Here is a 14193-nt window from a genome sequence, read left to right on the forward strand (position 1 = left end):
CTACCCGACCTCTTGATTCATGCCTTTTAGGAATGCCATGAAGGCACCGATTGAGCGCAGACAAGCCAAGTCCAGGTCCTCGTAAACGATCTCCACCCCAAAAGCATCTTCAACTCCGAGAATAAACGTTATCATCTGTAGGGAATCTAACTCGACGTCGTTAATCAGGTCGCTCTCCATTGTGAGAGTTTCACGAAGCGAGTCATCCTCGAGCACAGTTGCAATGATATTTTTTAATGTTTCAAACATAAACGTCATCCTTTCAACTTGTAGTTTCGATTTTTTATTTAATTCCAAAAAAAATAAATGAAAGGTATAATAGTAATATATTACTTATCACTGTTAAAGGGAGGGTTTGAAGCCTTGAATCACCACTGTCTGTTTGTCTCCGCCCATCTGGACGATGCTATTATTTCTTGCGGCGATTATATCGATTTGCTTGTTCGTGCTGGCTATCATGTGACCATAGCAACTGTTTTCACTGGTACTGGCACAGATCTATCCCTACTTGCTCGCATCCTGCACAAAAAGTTCGGACTAAGCTCCGACGTGATGAAGGTACGGCGAGAAGAGGACATTAGTGCATGTGATCTTCTCGATGTGGACACGATTCATCTGAACATGCAGGAATGTATCTATCGTAAAGATCGCAGCGGTGCCCCCTCATATGAAAAGCTGGACGATCTGTTCCGTAGTGACTACGAGACCGAGCTGGACGTGATTTCTGAGGCAACAAAAGTGCTTTTGACACGACTCTGTCTTACAGACTACGATCATATTTATATTCCGCTTGCAATCGGAAGACATGTGGATCACGGTATCGTGCGGGTTGCGGCCGAACAGGCTGTACGAAGTATTAGTGATCTGGAAGTCTCTGCCCGTTTGATTTACTACGAAGATCTACCGTATTTAAACTATGGTCAAGATATAAAATGGGAAATTGACCTAGCTCGGAATCTACATCCAGTCTACATTTCACTTCCCAAGTGCAGTTTGAAACAGAAGACTGCGGCCATCCTGGAATACCGCTCCCAGATCCGTCTATTATGGCACTCCCGATGGGAGATGCTTAGACAAGTGATTCAACATGCGCATTCGTGCCGTTCGCCAGAGCATCAGCCTGATCCAAACTCATATTGCTTCAGACTGCATGTTGTGAGTGTGCATGATCAAGTGCCGCTTGCTATAAGCGTTCCTGGTAACTTTTAATAAGATCAGCCAAGTCGCCAAGGGTTAGATGACTGCCTGCCATGTTACCTACCAGTTCGTCCGGGAGCTCTAGACCGAATTCGGTTTCGAGCTCCACGACGAATGTAATCATCTGCATAGAATTCATTTGGATCCATATCTCTTCAAGTAACGCATTAGCGTTTATACGTTGTTTATCGTAGTCCGGAATCTTTTGATGAATAAGGTTTTGGATGCGTTCCAAACAGGTTTGTTTTCTCAACGTTAGACCTCCTCCTCTACGCCCATTGGAGTTATGTTTGACACAAGGCTCAAGTTGTAGATCATAAGTTCGATAGTCTCGCGCTCACAGGCTTGAATACGCCTAATTAACACTTCCACTTTTTTGAGGTTATCTTCGTTTTTCGTCAGTGAATATTTGATAATCAAATTTCGCGCTAATAGAGCATCGTCGGCAATCGTCTGATAGCGAACCTTGAGCTGTTTACTTTCCCCTAGAACACCAGTTTGATTCATGAAGTCAATTCGTTCCAACATCAAGATCTTGTGATCATAGATCATTTGAAACGGGCGATTATCTTCCTCAATTTGTCCACTGCGTATGCGGGTTATATCCAAAATCAGCTCGTCATAAACACGAATTCCCCATACACATGGATTTGTTATATAACCCAACTCTCTGTATTTGTCGGCGGGATTTTCTCCATTTAAATAGTCCTTAAGGTGCTCAATAACATAGTTTAGATTAAAGTCATAAGCTGCTCGCTCGTTGAATTGTAACAGAGAGAGACCACCCTTCCACGCATACAACCAATCTCCATCATCATCGATTCCCTCGTAGGCACGTCTCATTTGCTCAAATGTTATTTCGTTAAATGAGTATTTCCCCCCCATGAATGTAAAATCGGCGATATGAAATATATCCCTCTCCTCGTCATAACCAAAAATAAATGAGTCATGTGAGAAGAAAGATTCAATATCCAAAAACTGCGCTTGATCAAGAAGCAAATAAATATAATTATTCATGTCTATACAATCCATCAGAAAAGTGCATATATCCTTGTTGAAATTTCGGACCAACTGACGACTTAAATGTTGGCGAAGCAGCCAAGGACAAAATTCAAAGGTAGGAGTACGGTAGAAGTCCACGTAGGAACTTCCCTCATTTAAGGTGAGCTGCAGCGGAATGAAATGTGTCATAATCCACGGCTTTGCTTGCGGGTAATTGGCTAGGACGGCAAACGTATTTGCCTGCCACTGCCACGAGGTGATTGCCGGATACTGCATCGGTAATATCTTGGATCGCAATTAGACACCCCCTTGGGAGAGAATTTGATTTAGTGTCAATTAGCTAAGAACTACAGACTGACAGCACAGATAGAGTCAAACTTCCTGGACCACCGCAACGCTGTAGTCCTTATTCGTTTTCAGGAGTGATTCTTCGTTAATTAGTTTGGGGCACCAAGTTCAGATCCGGGTGCCCAAAACCGGACTGTAACCATTTCTTCGAATCAAGCCATTGCTAAAGTCAAAACCGTCTCATTTTCCCAGATGCTTACCAGATCATTGATTTGAAGCGACCTTTAGTTCTTTCCGCCAAGGGCATAGAGTTCTAGTCCTCTACTTTCCAAGTCCGGGAAAATCATGTCTGAAACGATTTGTTTTTCCTTTATTGCCGAAGACCTCGACACTAGACCAATCAACGTAAATGCTCAAGGTTATCCGTTCATGCTCTGGCTTCATGGGGGCTTGGTGCTTTGCAGCAAAATCAGGATGGAAATCAATTGCGCTTGACTTCGTCCTATCGACAAACAGCTCCTCATTCAAGACATCATATCCGATGGTTGTCTCCTGAGTAGAAGAGGAACGCACCTTGAACCCGAATTCCACGGCAGTACCGATCTCAAATTCCGCAATAATTTCGGCCTTTGCAGTAGAAATATCAGATAAGACGGTTGCTACCTGGCTTAATCGTTAAGTCTTGCAGAGACATAATCGGTCTTCTGAGTTGACTTAACTCTCTTATAGGTACTTGGATTAAGCGAATTCCTTCCGGATATGTCTTAAGCTGAATCTCTCGGGGGATTGACATGTGGCCACGCCATTCCTTTGAAGGAAGGTTAGAGGCATAACGCCAGTTGTTCATCCAGCCGACCCAGATCTTTCGTCCGTCTTCTTTCGGAATACCATCCCATGTCACGGCCGCGTAAAAGTCAGACCCGTAATCTATCCATTTGATCGTATCGAATGATTCCAACGTTTCATCCCTTGTAAATACCTTACCGTCAAAGTTGCCTATAAAATACATCATGCCAGAACCGCCTGCTGGTGGTTCTGAATCGTTTGGATTCACACCATTTCTATCCCCGACACTTAGCATCAGAACCCACTTAGTGATATTGGGATCCTCATCCACTTGGATTTTAAATACCTCAGGACATTCAAATATCCCTCGATGGATACCCGGAATATCGGAACCGAAATCGCTTGCAAAAGAACATTCCTTCAGATTCGAAGACGTGTAAAAGTCGACGCGGTCTCTTACGGCAAGAACCATAACCCACATTGACGATTCTTCATACCAAAACACCTTCGGATCACGAAAGTCTAGCGTTTTCGTTGGGAACAAAACAGGGTTACCTTCATATTTTATCCAAGTTCGACCTTTATCCCTGCTGTAAGCGATGCTCTGCACCTGTGGTTTGCCGGGCTTAGCCACGTTGCCCTCATTCGTATAAATTGCAACTAATCCTGATCCTTCTTCGCTGAAGAAACCGCTTGTGTTGTTCTTATCAACCACTGTACTTCCCGAAAAGATCGCTCCGCCTTCCCCCGGCGGGATGGCTGGTGGAAGTTCCCCCCCAATGCACCAAATCCTCACTTACCGCATGCCCCCAATGCATGCTGCCGAAGTCAGGCTGTGTATCATGTGGGGTATGTTGAATGAAATTGGGGCCTATATGTCTACCAGTAATACAGATTTCCTGATCCTTTTCTGCTGCTAATATCATCTGATAAGTGCATTTTGTTAATGTTGCTCACGCTCCTTTGGGTTTAAATAAGATCCATATTAGAATTGATTCAACTCGTTCGGGACATATTACGTCCACCTTTCTATAGAAGCAACCAAGAAAAACTACAAGAGCACTCAAAACAACATGCCCATATTTAACAAAATAAACCACATGTGTACAAATGTCAAACTTTTTTTCACATTCGCATTATTTTTTAAATTAAAATAAACCTTTTAGTTTACATATGCACATTTTAATAGTGTTTCATCTGAAAACGGCTGTTTTTATTTGAGTTCTCCTTATCGCATTTAATTATTCAGTAAATAAAATGTAAACCATTGAATACCCAAATGATGTTATGATTTTCAATAAACTATCCAATTTATCAAATAAAATTTAGACATTTGGATTTTTTGACTAATTCTCTGAATAATTTTTCGTTTTTGAAATGAATAAATAGGAAAAGCAGTTCCTTTTAGCTTTCTAAAGCTTTATTATCTCTTTGACATTCTCCTGGAGAACACAGGTTGTATCTCTAGATCGCTTACCACCACGTGCGAGGTCTACTAAACAATATGATCCATCATGGTGGACACTTCGCTGATTTTGGAGTTCATCGCGTCTACGGTAAGGTGATATCGTCGAAGAGGTGGCTCACTACAGTCTTAATACAAAAGGCACCAAAAACCAAATTACGGTTTCAGGTGCCTTTTGGCTTTATGCGTTTGTGCTTTGTAATGCTTTTATAGCCAGTCCCAACCCTCCGCAATGATTTAGAGGTCATTTTTTTCATTGTTAAAACTCATGATTTTTTTATCTATCAAATCCATCCATATGTATTTAGTCAAGTTACATTTACTATATATAGAATTAACATATCTTTATTGGTGATGAACTGTGACCCCATTTGTGGATCCTTTTGAAATGGGTCCCTATTCATCAATCATCAGGAGTCATCTTTTTTAATGTCCATTGGAACCGTTCGGTATTGTAATAGGTGATGTATTCGTTGACACGAACTCGCAGCTCTTGTAGGGATAAGCAATCCTTGAACTCTAATTCATCCTTCATATGCCCGAAGAACGTCTCCATCGAAGCATTATTCCAACAGTTTCCTTTTCGTGACATCGATTGTTTAAACCCAGCTTTAGCGATAATGGAACGAACTTCAGGATGTGTGTAATGGAATCCCTGATCAGAGTGAAAGATAGCCTTCGGATGTACTTCCAAACGATTAAACAGCCGCTTCAGTGTTCGTTGAACAAGAGACAATTCAAATGAAGAGGACAGGTAGTGAGCTAAAATTTCTTTTGTTGCACCATCCTTTACACAGGACAAATAAGCCCGTTGGCCATTTCCATAATGCATATAAGTAATGTCGGTGAGCAATACCATTTTAGGCTCTCCCCGGTCAAACCGACGCTTCAGGAGGTTCGGGCAGGTGCGGTGCTCTTGCGTCGCTTTAGCCATTTTACGGTAGGGATTCGCTTGACGAATCACAGCAACGAGTCTGAATTTCCGCATCAAACGGCGAATTTTCTTATGATTCATAACGATTCCATGAAGCCGTTCTAACCTCATTTTGATGACCAGCGCGCCAGCCATCCCTCTAAGTGCATCAAAGTGCGCCTTCAGAAGTAAAAAGTCTCGTTCATCGGCAGCCTCTCGAAGCTGGCGGTGTTCTTCCGCCGCACACCAGCGATAATACCCGCTTGTACTTACCTCAGCAAGCTTACAAACTTTGTGCCTTTCGAGCGCTTCTAGCTTTTTTTAAGAGTTCATTCTCGGCTTCCAAAAGCTTGATACGAGCCTCGGCAAGACGGAGCTTTTCCTCAGCCGATAGCTCACGACTAACCGGTCTTTCTGAGCTTCCCTTCCCCTACGCTCTTCCAGCAGCCCAGCTTCACCTGAAGAAGCATATGTTTTCCACCAACGCTCCAGACATCTTTTTGGCGTCTCCTGTCCGATCAGTTCCAAGTAAAATCCTGTCTGTACGAAGATTTCCATGGGTGTATGCCCCGCTTGATTGGCCTGTACAGCCACAATCTTAAAGGCAGGGGAATACGTGATATTCTCTGATACGCGAAGAACGGATGGATTCGACTCCAGTACCTTGATCTCTTTCTCCGTAAAAACCCGTCCGATTTTCTTCATAATCTACATCCCCACAAACTTTTATAATCTGATTAAAACGCAAAAGACCCGTAAGAGGGTACTTTTTTCAAAGTGTCCATCTTACGGGTCACAGTTCATGACTTAGGAGTGGACTTTTTTTTATTTTTCAATAATTCTAGCTGTTTAGCTTCGCCTGCACGTACATAGCGGTCACAAACTCATGCTGCCTGGTCAAGTGCTGAAGCTCACTGTAGGACTCTTCCCACTCGCGATGCGCTTTAACATCCCCACGGTAATACATCTCGGCAATATGCCAAGCATCTGCTGCATCGGTTTTCACTTTTCGAAGTTGTGTGCCTTTGGATCGTTTCGCTTGCAAAGGATTGATGATGTAGTGAATCCATCCGCTACGTTTCAGATATCCTGCCAAACCTCGATGGTAATGTTCGGTTGCCTCGAAGACAACGACAGGCTCCACACCACTTGCCTCTTTCAGTTTGCTAGGCACTTCCTCTAGCCGCTCGAAACCTTCTTCACCATGCTGGAGGGTCTCCATCCTTCCATATGGTTCGTTACGCTTTTTGAAGACCTGAATAACACTACATCCTTTCGCCACATCAATTCCAACAACGGGTTGCATAAAAACCTCCCTAATTCGATTTACCGGCATTCCCACCTGGTTTCCAAACCCATAGCTTAGCTTGTGATACGAGGTCATAGCCCACAACCAGCTCAAACATGGTCGTTGGATGGATTTTGTACAGGTTCTTTGTCCCTAAGCCGCCCTCGTTCTCCGGGCTACCACCATCGTAAAACACCCATTAAAATAGGCAAACCAGAAAATTTCTTTCTGGCTGTCCTAATAATACGAAAAGCCGATATAATAGTGACTTTAAACGGTGCAATGTTCTTGTCCCTCGACACGTTGGCAGAGATTATTCATCACTATTGTAAAATAACTGGAAACATATGCATAAAAGTTGTATATTTAATTCATATTCTTGAAATTAATTCTAAATTTTAAAGGGGGGGATTGATCGTGGTAAAGTGTTCATCCTAGCGCCAGGTAAGTAAGGATAAAATATCGCGCATCAGAAAAAGCAACAAATGGGGAGTAAAGATTATGAATGCAGAAAATTATTACGAATTTTGGTCCACTTTTCTTTATGAATAGGCTGGATGAAGGGCTTATGCTATGGGGCGGCGCTCGTCCCGATCCTTCTTCTGGTAAATGTCCGTTTGATTTGGAGAAAGGCGATAAATAATTATAGCAGCGCAAGCGGCTAAAACGATGAGGAGATGTAGATATGAAAACGACTTGGCCTTTGTCCGGTATTACCCTGGTATGCACTGAATGCAAGAGTGATCTTTATGAGACGGACAACTGTTTGATCTGCGAGACCTGCGGCCTCGAATACGCCTGGGAAGAGGGCCTCGCAAGTATGTTAATTGACCGTCCTGTAGCGGAGAAGCTTGCCGAAGGCGCGGCGCAAAAGGAAGCGATCATCGGCATGTTTGACTCTATTAACCGGTCGCTTGAGGAGAAAAGACTGTCCAGATTTTCCACCTTTATTAACTGGGGTTATGCATCCGATAACGAACTACCGGGCGGCCCTCAAGGTATTAACCACAGCAGTATCCAGCTGCTTCGCGAAATTATTGGCGGCCTGGATGTTTCAGGCAAGGATATTCTGGAAATCGGTTGTGGACGGGGAGGCAACGTGAGCGAGCTATGCAAAAACTATGGGACCGGCAGCGTGGTCGGCATTGATCTGACACCGTCCAATATTCAATTTTGCCAAAGGAATAACCGATATGAGCAGGCTTACTATTGTATTGGCGACGCGGAGCAGCTGCCTGTTAAAACGGAAAGCTGCGACATTGTGCTGAACATCGAGTCCTCGCATTTGTACCCTCATATTGAGCTGTTCTTTACGGAGACCTACCGTGTATTAAAGCCAGGTGGGACATTTTTGTATGCGGATATTATGAGCGCTTCCGACGTGCCGCGCTATGAAGAGCAGTGGCAAAGACTAGGCTTTCACACCTCGTTGATCCGGGATATTACAGGCAATGTATTACAATCGGGAGACGATGCTCTGGATACCCGCCTGCATGCGCTTGAAGGCTCCTTAGAAGGGGAAGATCGAGTATGGGAATGGCTGGAGGCACCCGGCACGCAAAATCATACCGATATGGTCGCAGGTAGAAGAGTATTCAAAATTGTCCATTTGGTGAAGATGCCTCCGGCACCGAAGGAGAGCCTAGCCATGGTTGAAGGAGGAGCAGCGGTGAGTAATACTTGACCATTAACAGACGTTAACTGGGCGTGTCCGCAGTGCAAGCAAACGCTTGTGACGAGGGAGTTCTCATTCGACTGTACGTCATGCGGCGAAAGCTACCTCATGACCGCTGGCTCGATTCCATGTCTGCTTGTGGAAAGTGACGCGTTAGAAACGATGGAGCATAAGGTGCAGAAGGAGACGGTTAAAGAGCTGGCAAGCGACAACACAAGGAAGACTCGATTTATTTTCAAGATTACAGTTCCAGACTCGTTCGCCCTGTTTTATTTATAGACCGGATAAGAAACTGACTTAAGAAGAGCTATCTTGCAAAATGAAATTACAATTGTCGCTAATCCCAACGGCAGCTGACATGGCAAATTCGGTAGCGTTATCCGACAGTGGAATTCCTTTATTTATGTTGATACTTAGCATTGTATTAATATCATAGCCCTCATTTTTGTATAATCCGACGGTCGATCCGCAGCCGGCTACAATTTTTAAACAGCGGTTCTCCAATATCGGAGAACCGCTGTTTTGTCTAGACAATATTTACGGGGCCTACTTCTCCGCAGATAGGGCGCATGTCTTTTATTGCACGGTGTGCTTTTGGCCAAAACCTCTTCAGCGCTTGATAGACTTCCTTTTTGTCCTTGATAACATATGCATGAACTGCTCCTACTTCAGATGATGGTGGGCGGACATCAACGTGCTGCTGTTGTACTGGTTCACCTCGCCAGCCAATCCCGAGAAACCCCAGATCTTTTCTTTGTTCATGTATAGTTCTCTAATCGGTCCCATTGCTTTGGAAACAGGTAACCACTTATTTATCGCCCACAGACGATTTACTCGCATGCCAATAATAAATACGATAGACTCCCCATCGATCTCGGCCTTATATCTTACCTTCTGAATTCCTCACTTCACTTCTCCTTTTCACCCAACATGGTTCTCTGTTCAATAAACTTGATGTTGCTGGCAATGTGATAGACTTCGTTCTTCGTCAGGCCTTCTTTGTTGAGGTGACCCGCAGGATCGAAAGCCTGTACGTTGGTCCACATGAAATCCAATGTCTGATGTCTGTGCTCTTCGATCCTCATCTGCCCGATGTTTATATGACCAGCGCACCCGATGCCTGATATGTTGGTACCCACTGTGACCTGAGTTTTGTAGGAAATATCCTTCTCGATTCTTTTTCCTCCCTTGGCCATGCCATACCAAGGGACTTTCAGCCATTCCATGACAATATAAAATGTATACCTTGGCTCCTGTTCGCAGTTGATTGTCCTCTATTACATTTGCAATGACAGCATACATACGTCTGACCTCGAGATCAGAGAATTTATTTGTATTATTTCTCCGCTGTATATATCACCCATCCTTAATCCATTCTTCTATGAAAAACAAACTGGATGCCGTGTGTCCCAATCCTCCAAATTACCGTGTCGCGAAAAACCCGCTTTTATATACAGCCTTTGTGTCGCAACATTCTGCTCGTTTACAGCGAGCATTACTTCCTTGATCTCTGGTTCCAGCTGCTGAAGCAACGGGGTGAGTGCGTTCATAGAAGCCAGCGCATAGCCTTTGCCCTGATGTTACAGCGTAATAGATAAAGCTCCTATTAAGATAGCACGGGAGTATCTCTTTCCTTTAGCGTATTCGGAATTTTTATGTAAAATAAAGAATCCAACCGGCGTCTCCTCTTTTACAATAACAATGGGATACTTATCGGGGTTCGAAATGGCCTCCTCAATGACTTCTGCAGGCAGCGCAGTAAATCCGAACTGTTCTCCGGTCAGTGAAAATTAGCCAATGCCTCATTATATTGTTTATGATGTATAGTGAGACGTATCAGATTTTCCATAGGGATCCATCTCGACTTTCACTTTGATAGGTCCATCCGGTAAATAGCTGTTTCAGTCCCAAGGCAGTGGTATGAATGAACCCTTCTAAAACTTCCATGGATAAAATACTTAAATCACCTAAAGGTTCATTTTCAGGATTGTTTAAAAAGCTCCTCCCGATGGGCCGACAATCCTTCGAAGTGGGTGGTATTGTAATAAGCCGCGTGAGCCTGAGACGCCTGCGTCAATCTCGCATCCAGCTCCAACGGGCCTACGCCTACCTTCGCCCGGGTCTCGTTCAGATAAGCCAATCCGTCGAGTTGATCCTGCGTAAACCCTCCTTGCGAGGCCATCGTAGCCGAGGCCGCCGATGCGCGTTCTGCCGGATAAACCGGTACGATGACCGTAAGGGCCAGAACCGCGGCGCGCAGACAGGCTGCCCACCTGCGCCTCGATCTCCGGCCAATCCCCCAATTCAGCCTGTCGTTCTTGCTGCGTTTGCTTCCTTTCATTGTTTTTCTCCCCTCATGTTCCCCTTTTTACGAATCTTGCTAACCGACTTTCGACTGTAAAGCTATCGCCATTTTCCCTGAATTTCCTGCCTCGGCAAAAAAAGCTTCGGACGCGTTAGTGGGGCTATATACTGCTTGTTGAGGTTTTAACTACATTATTTAGATATTCACCTAATCGGCAATCGGATGATGTTCTTGTCCATTGCGGCAATCGGTACAAGTTCTTGTCCTTGGCTCGGGACAAGAACTTGTACCGATAACATAAAAAAGCCGCTAAAATAGCGACTTCAATGGGAATATGTTCTTGTCCCTCGACATCTCTGTTGTTTTATAAGGGTTTATTGGTTGGTGAATTTATGTCATTACAGGCGTATTTTGCTTTAACTCTTTGCTTTTATGTTCATCTCAAGTTTCTTCGTCTTTATGCTACTATTACAACACATTTAAGTTAGAATTAAGCCTCTATTGCCTCCTCCCGCGAAAAAACGGCACCAAAACGGTGTCGTTTTCATTTCAAAACTTGAATCAGCGATGATGCAACAATCTGAATCATGGATTACTAGATTTCACATTTAAAGTAGCGAATTCCCTTGTGTTTCTCATTACAAAAATTGACATTTCATATGAAAATAAGTAATATAATTAGAAACATTTATACTGTAAGGTGCCCTTCTCATCCCCCTCTTTTTAAATTCCTGATACTACCTAATTTTAAGGAGTGAAATGCTATGTGCGCACGAACGCTAAAAGCGAATAAAAGGAATGTAGTCAGCAACTATTGCAAATGGATTGCAGTTGGTATGATTTTAACTTTCACGGGATGCCCGCTTGCATCCGCCGCTCCTTCACCCTCATCCTCTAGTAAAACTAGTGACCCCGCCTCCTCTCTAGTCACATTTCAATTGCAAGAGGCTACAATTGCTCAAATGCAGGAAGCAATGAAGTCAGGAGCACTATCAAGTGTCGAGCTCACCGCCCTGTACCTTAACCGGGTATATGCCTATGATTCTAGTGGCATTCGACTGAATTCCATCCCTGTTCTGAACCCCGACGTACTAAAAGAAGCTGCTCAGGCTGATCAACTAAGGGCACAAGGTATTAAGACCGGGCCTCTGCAAGGCATCCCCTACACGGTTAAAGACAGTTACAAGGTTAAGGGACTCACTGTCGCTTCTGGATCTCCGGCTTTCAAAAACCTGATGGCAAAAGAGGATGCCTTTACAGTAGAGAAGATACGTAAATCCGGTGGGGTGCTCATTGGTAAAACCAACATGCCGCCAATGGCAGCAGGGGGAATGCAAAGAGGTGTTTATGGCCGTGCTGAAAGTCCGTACAATCCAAATTATTTGGCTGCAGCCTGGTACTCCGGCTCCTCTAACGGATCTGGTGTATCAACAGCCGCCAACTTCGCTGCCTTCGGCATGGGGGAAGAAACGGTATCCTCTGGAAGATCACCAGCATCGAACAATGGTTTAATTGCCTACACGCCATCGCGAGGCCTAATCTCCATTCGGGGGAATTGGCCGCTCTTCCCTATACGGGATGTCGTTGTCCCACATACGAGGACTGTCGAGGACATGCTCCGCTTGCTTGACGTGATCGTTGTAGAAGATAAGATTACCAAGGGTGATTTCTGGCGAGAACAGAAAGCCGTTCGGCTCCCTTCTGTCAACAGTGTCCGTCCCAAGTCCTATTTAGAGCTACGAGACATTCAAGCTTTGCAAGGCAAACGCATTGGCGTTCCGAAAATCTATATCGGTAAGGACCATGAAACCTCAACTCCGATCAAATTCAGACCTTCGATACAGGCATTATGGGAAAAAGCTGTAAAGGATTTAACTGCTCTTGGAGCTGAGGTTGTGGAAGTTGACTTCCCCTTGCAGGCCAACAGCGAGAAGGACCGGGCAACAGCGAAAACACCTGAAGAACGTGGTTTAATGCCGGCAAAGTGGGCTGAAAAGGAATTCGGGCTGCTTAATCCCTATGCAGCTGAGGAATTCCTTAAAAGTGTGGACGATCCGAATTTCCCGTCATGGGCTAATATAGACCCTGCAACCGTCTTCCCGAATCCACCCGATTCGGTAGATGCCAAACGTGGCAGAGACCTTGGCCACTATGACATATTTATTGAAACCATAAAGAAAGGCGTCACCCCTTACGAACAAATTCCTCAGTTTCAAGAAGGACTACGGGGGCTTGAAAATGTACGAAAGATTGATTTTGAAAATTGGATGAAGCAAAACAACCTTGATTTTATTGTATTCCCGGCAAATTCGAATATCGGTAAAGCTGACTCCGATGTGAATGAAACATCCTATGAGGAGGCTTGGGAGAATGGCAACTATTTCTCCAATACGAATTTTATTCTACGCGAGTACGGGATCCCAAGTGTGTCTGTGAGTATGGGCGCTATGAAGGATACCGGAATGCCCGTTAATCTGACAATGGCAGGTGCCGCATACAGCGATAACGACCTGCTTCGTTACGCTTATTCCTATGAGCAGGCTACCAAAAACCGTCCTATTGCAGCACGCACGCCAGCGCTTGAGGATGAAACCTTTTCCTATAACCCGCAAACTTCTCTCCCACCCTCTAAACGCAAGGAAACAGGAACCCCTGAACTTAAGTTGAATGCTTTAATCACGGATGATGTTCTCGCTTTGGAAGGTTCAGTCACAGATCAAAGCGATATCGCACAGCTTAAAGTTTATGTCAATGGCATTCGTGTCGTTATTACAGAAGATAAAATCAATTGGTCAGCAACGCTTCCAACTACTAAATATAAACAGGATGGTGCCTCCCAGGCCGATACGCTGCATATTCTCGTGCTGGCTAAAGATATTTACGGAAATACCTCTGCTCAAGTCAAGTCTGTCACTTTACCCCAATAACGTAGGACATCATAGAAATCACTTTTGGATTTTGTTGAATAAAAACAATTCGGTGTGTCTTCCTCTGCATGCACGCATAAATTAGATCATCATAAATAATCACACAGCAGTACAAGAGATTTAGATCGGATCAGCTATGTATAAATCATTGTGTTGATCGCAGCAAGGGAAACCATTGATAACTCCTAAAGGTTCCTGATTATTGTTACACATTAAATAATGTGTTTTTTCGATCATCAAATAAATAAGTTCTTAAATTATTCCCCCCCAAAATTAAAATCAGTTGATATTTTTGGGGAGTACTTTGTGTCATGGATAAAAAGGACGACAGGATAATCGCCCTTTTA

Annotated in this window: 16 protein-coding genes and 2 pseudogenes; 5 read left to right on the top strand and 13 right to left on the bottom strand. The window is 44.1% G+C overall.

Translation table 11 applies throughout. The annotated features are described in order from the left end of the window. Positions 1-249 carry an acyl carrier protein gene (locus NSS94_RS12315; protein ID WP_061828348.1) on the bottom strand — a complete coding sequence of 83 codons (249 nt, stop codon included), beginning with the start codon at positions 247-249 and terminating at the stop codon, positions 1-3. Between the two features lie 114 nt (positions 250-363). On the opposite strand from NSS94_RS12315, the gene NSS94_RS12320 reads away from it, so the two are divergent. After that, positions 364-1209, top strand: a complete 846-nt coding sequence (locus NSS94_RS12320; RefSeq protein WP_341039378.1) for a PIG-L deacetylase family protein — start codon at positions 364-366, stop codon at positions 1207-1209. On the opposite strand, the gene NSS94_RS12325 is transcribed toward NSS94_RS12320, so the two are convergent. From NSS94_RS12325 to NSS94_RS12355, 7 genes and pseudogenes are all read right to left on the bottom strand, one after another. After that, positions 1184-1450, bottom strand: coding sequence for an acyl carrier protein (locus tag NSS94_RS12325; protein WP_322172237.1), 267 nt, complete (start codon positions 1448-1450; stop codon positions 1184-1186). The genes NSS94_RS12320 and NSS94_RS12325 overlap by 26 nt on opposite strands. 2 nt (positions 1451-1452) lie before the next feature. Then, a complete protein-coding gene (locus tag NSS94_RS12330; RefSeq protein ID WP_340955455.1) occupies positions 1453-2475 on the bottom strand; it encodes a hypothetical protein in 1023 nt (340 codons plus the stop codon). A gap of 333 nt (positions 2476-2808) precedes the next feature. After that, complete coding sequence (locus tag NSS94_RS12335) at positions 2809-3078, bottom strand: GH32 C-terminal domain-containing protein (RefSeq protein WP_340955456.1); 270 nt, start codon at positions 3076-3078, stop codon at positions 2809-2811. A 52-nt stretch (positions 3079-3130) separates the two neighbouring features. Beyond that, entirely contained in the window at positions 3131-4069 is a 939-nt protein-coding gene (locus tag NSS94_RS12340) for a glycoside hydrolase family 32 protein (RefSeq protein ID WP_341039379.1), read from the bottom strand. Further along, positions 3981-4199 carry a hypothetical protein gene (locus NSS94_RS12345; RefSeq protein WP_341039380.1) on the bottom strand — a complete coding sequence of 73 codons (219 nt, stop codon included), beginning with the start codon at positions 4197-4199 and terminating at the stop codon, positions 3981-3983. The genes NSS94_RS12340 and NSS94_RS12345 overlap by 89 nt, the downstream gene beginning before the upstream one ends. Positions 4200-5141: 942 nt before the next feature. Next, positions 5142-6356 (bottom strand): annotated as a pseudogene (locus NSS94_RS12350) (IS3 family transposase). A gap of 136 nt (positions 6357-6492) precedes the next feature. Then, complete coding sequence (locus tag NSS94_RS12355) at positions 6493-6957, bottom strand: IS110 family transposase (protein WP_341039381.1); 465 nt, start codon at positions 6955-6957, stop codon at positions 6493-6495. A 487-nt stretch (positions 6958-7444) separates the two neighbouring features. Between NSS94_RS12355 and NSS94_RS12360 the strand changes: the two genes are divergently transcribed. From NSS94_RS12360 to NSS94_RS12370, 3 genes are all read left to right on the top strand, one after another. Beyond that, positions 7445-7582, top strand: coding sequence for a hypothetical protein (locus NSS94_RS12360; protein ID WP_250261288.1), 138 nt, complete (start codon positions 7445-7447; stop codon positions 7580-7582). Positions 7583-7624: 42 nt separating this feature from the next. Next, entirely contained in the window at positions 7625-8623 is a 999-nt protein-coding gene (locus tag NSS94_RS12365) for a methyltransferase domain-containing protein (protein WP_340955460.1), read from the top strand. A gap of 99 nt (positions 8624-8722) precedes the next feature. Continuing rightward, positions 8723-8893, top strand: a complete 171-nt coding sequence (locus NSS94_RS12370) for a hypothetical protein (protein WP_341039382.1) — start codon at positions 8723-8725, stop codon at positions 8891-8893. 18 nt (positions 8894-8911) lie between these two features. On the opposite strand, the gene NSS94_RS12375 is transcribed toward NSS94_RS12370, so the two are convergent. From NSS94_RS12375 to NSS94_RS12395, 5 genes and pseudogenes are all read right to left on the bottom strand, one after another. Continuing rightward, positions 8912-9148, bottom strand: a complete 237-nt coding sequence (locus tag NSS94_RS12375) for a hypothetical protein (RefSeq protein ID WP_340955461.1) — start codon at positions 9146-9148, stop codon at positions 8912-8914. A 129-nt stretch (positions 9149-9277) separates the two neighbouring features. After that, positions 9278-9454, bottom strand: a complete 177-nt coding sequence (locus tag NSS94_RS12380) for a hypothetical protein (protein WP_340955463.1) — start codon at positions 9452-9454, stop codon at positions 9278-9280. Between the two features lie 68 nt (positions 9455-9522). Continuing rightward, the gene (locus NSS94_RS12385) at positions 9523-9840 is read right to left on the bottom strand and encodes a hypothetical protein (protein ID WP_340955465.1); all 318 of its coding nucleotides are present in this window, start codon (positions 9838-9840) and stop codon (positions 9523-9525) included. Between the two features lie 153 nt (positions 9841-9993). Next, positions 9994-10182, bottom strand: a pseudogene (locus tag NSS94_RS12390) (hypothetical protein); the annotation flags it as partial. A 413-nt stretch (positions 10183-10595) separates the two neighbouring features. Continuing rightward, positions 10596-10796: a CAP domain-containing protein gene (locus NSS94_RS12395; protein WP_340955467.1), complete on the bottom strand. Its 201-nt coding sequence runs from the start codon at positions 10794-10796 to the stop codon at positions 10596-10598. A gap of 887 nt (positions 10797-11683) precedes the next feature. Here NSS94_RS12395 and NSS94_RS12400 point away from each other — a divergent pair. Continuing rightward, the gene (locus NSS94_RS12400; RefSeq protein ID WP_341039383.1) at positions 11684-13846 is read left to right on the top strand and encodes an amidase; all 2163 of its coding nucleotides are present in this window, start codon (positions 11684-11686) and stop codon (positions 13844-13846) included. Positions 13847-14193: the final 347 nt, after the last annotated feature.

Source organism: Paenibacillus sp. FSL L8-0644 (assembly GCF_038008165.1).
In the GTDB taxonomy this organism is placed as follows: domain Bacteria; phylum Bacillota; class Bacilli; order Paenibacillales; family Paenibacillaceae; genus Paenibacillus; species Paenibacillus polymyxa_D.

Bases quoted from the DNA above. Each gene is read 5' to 3' on its own strand.
- NSS94_RS12315 (WP_061828348.1), bottom strand. From the start codon at position 249: ATGTTTGAAACATTAAAAAATATCATTGCAACTGTGCTCGAGGATGAC.
- NSS94_RS12330 (WP_340955455.1), bottom strand. From the start codon at position 2,475: ATGCAGTATCCGGCAATCACCTCGTGGCAGTGGCAGGCAAATACGTTT.
- NSS94_RS12345 (WP_341039380.1), bottom strand. From the start codon at position 4,199: ATGATATTAGCAGCAGAAAAGGATCAGGAAATCTGTATTACTGGTAGA.
- NSS94_RS12355 (WP_341039381.1), bottom strand. From the start codon at position 6,957: ATGCAACCCGTTGTTGGAATTGATGTGGCGAAAGGATGTAGTGTTATT.
- NSS94_RS12360 (WP_250261288.1), top strand. From the start codon at position 7,445: ATGCAGAAAATTATTACGAATTTTGGTCCACTTTTCTTTATGAATAGG.
- NSS94_RS12365 (WP_340955460.1), top strand. From the start codon at position 7,625: ATGAAAACGACTTGGCCTTTGTCCGGTATTACCCTGGTATGCACTGAA.
- NSS94_RS12370 (WP_341039382.1), top strand. From the start codon at position 8,723: ATGACCGCTGGCTCGATTCCATGTCTGCTTGTGGAAAGTGACGCGTTA.
- NSS94_RS12380 (WP_340955463.1), bottom strand. From the start codon at position 9,454: ATGCGAGTAAATCGTCTGTGGGCGATAAATAAGTGGTTACCTGTTTCC.
- NSS94_RS12385 (WP_340955465.1), bottom strand. From the start codon at position 9,840: ATGGAATGGCTGAAAGTCCCTTGGTATGGCATGGCCAAGGGAGGAAAA.
- NSS94_RS12395 (WP_340955467.1), bottom strand. From the start codon at position 10,796: ATGGCCTCGCAAGGAGGGTTTACGCAGGATCAACTCGACGGATTGGCT.
- NSS94_RS12400 (WP_341039383.1), top strand. From the start codon at position 11,684: ATGTGCGCACGAACGCTAAAAGCGAATAAAAGGAATGTAGTCAGCAAC.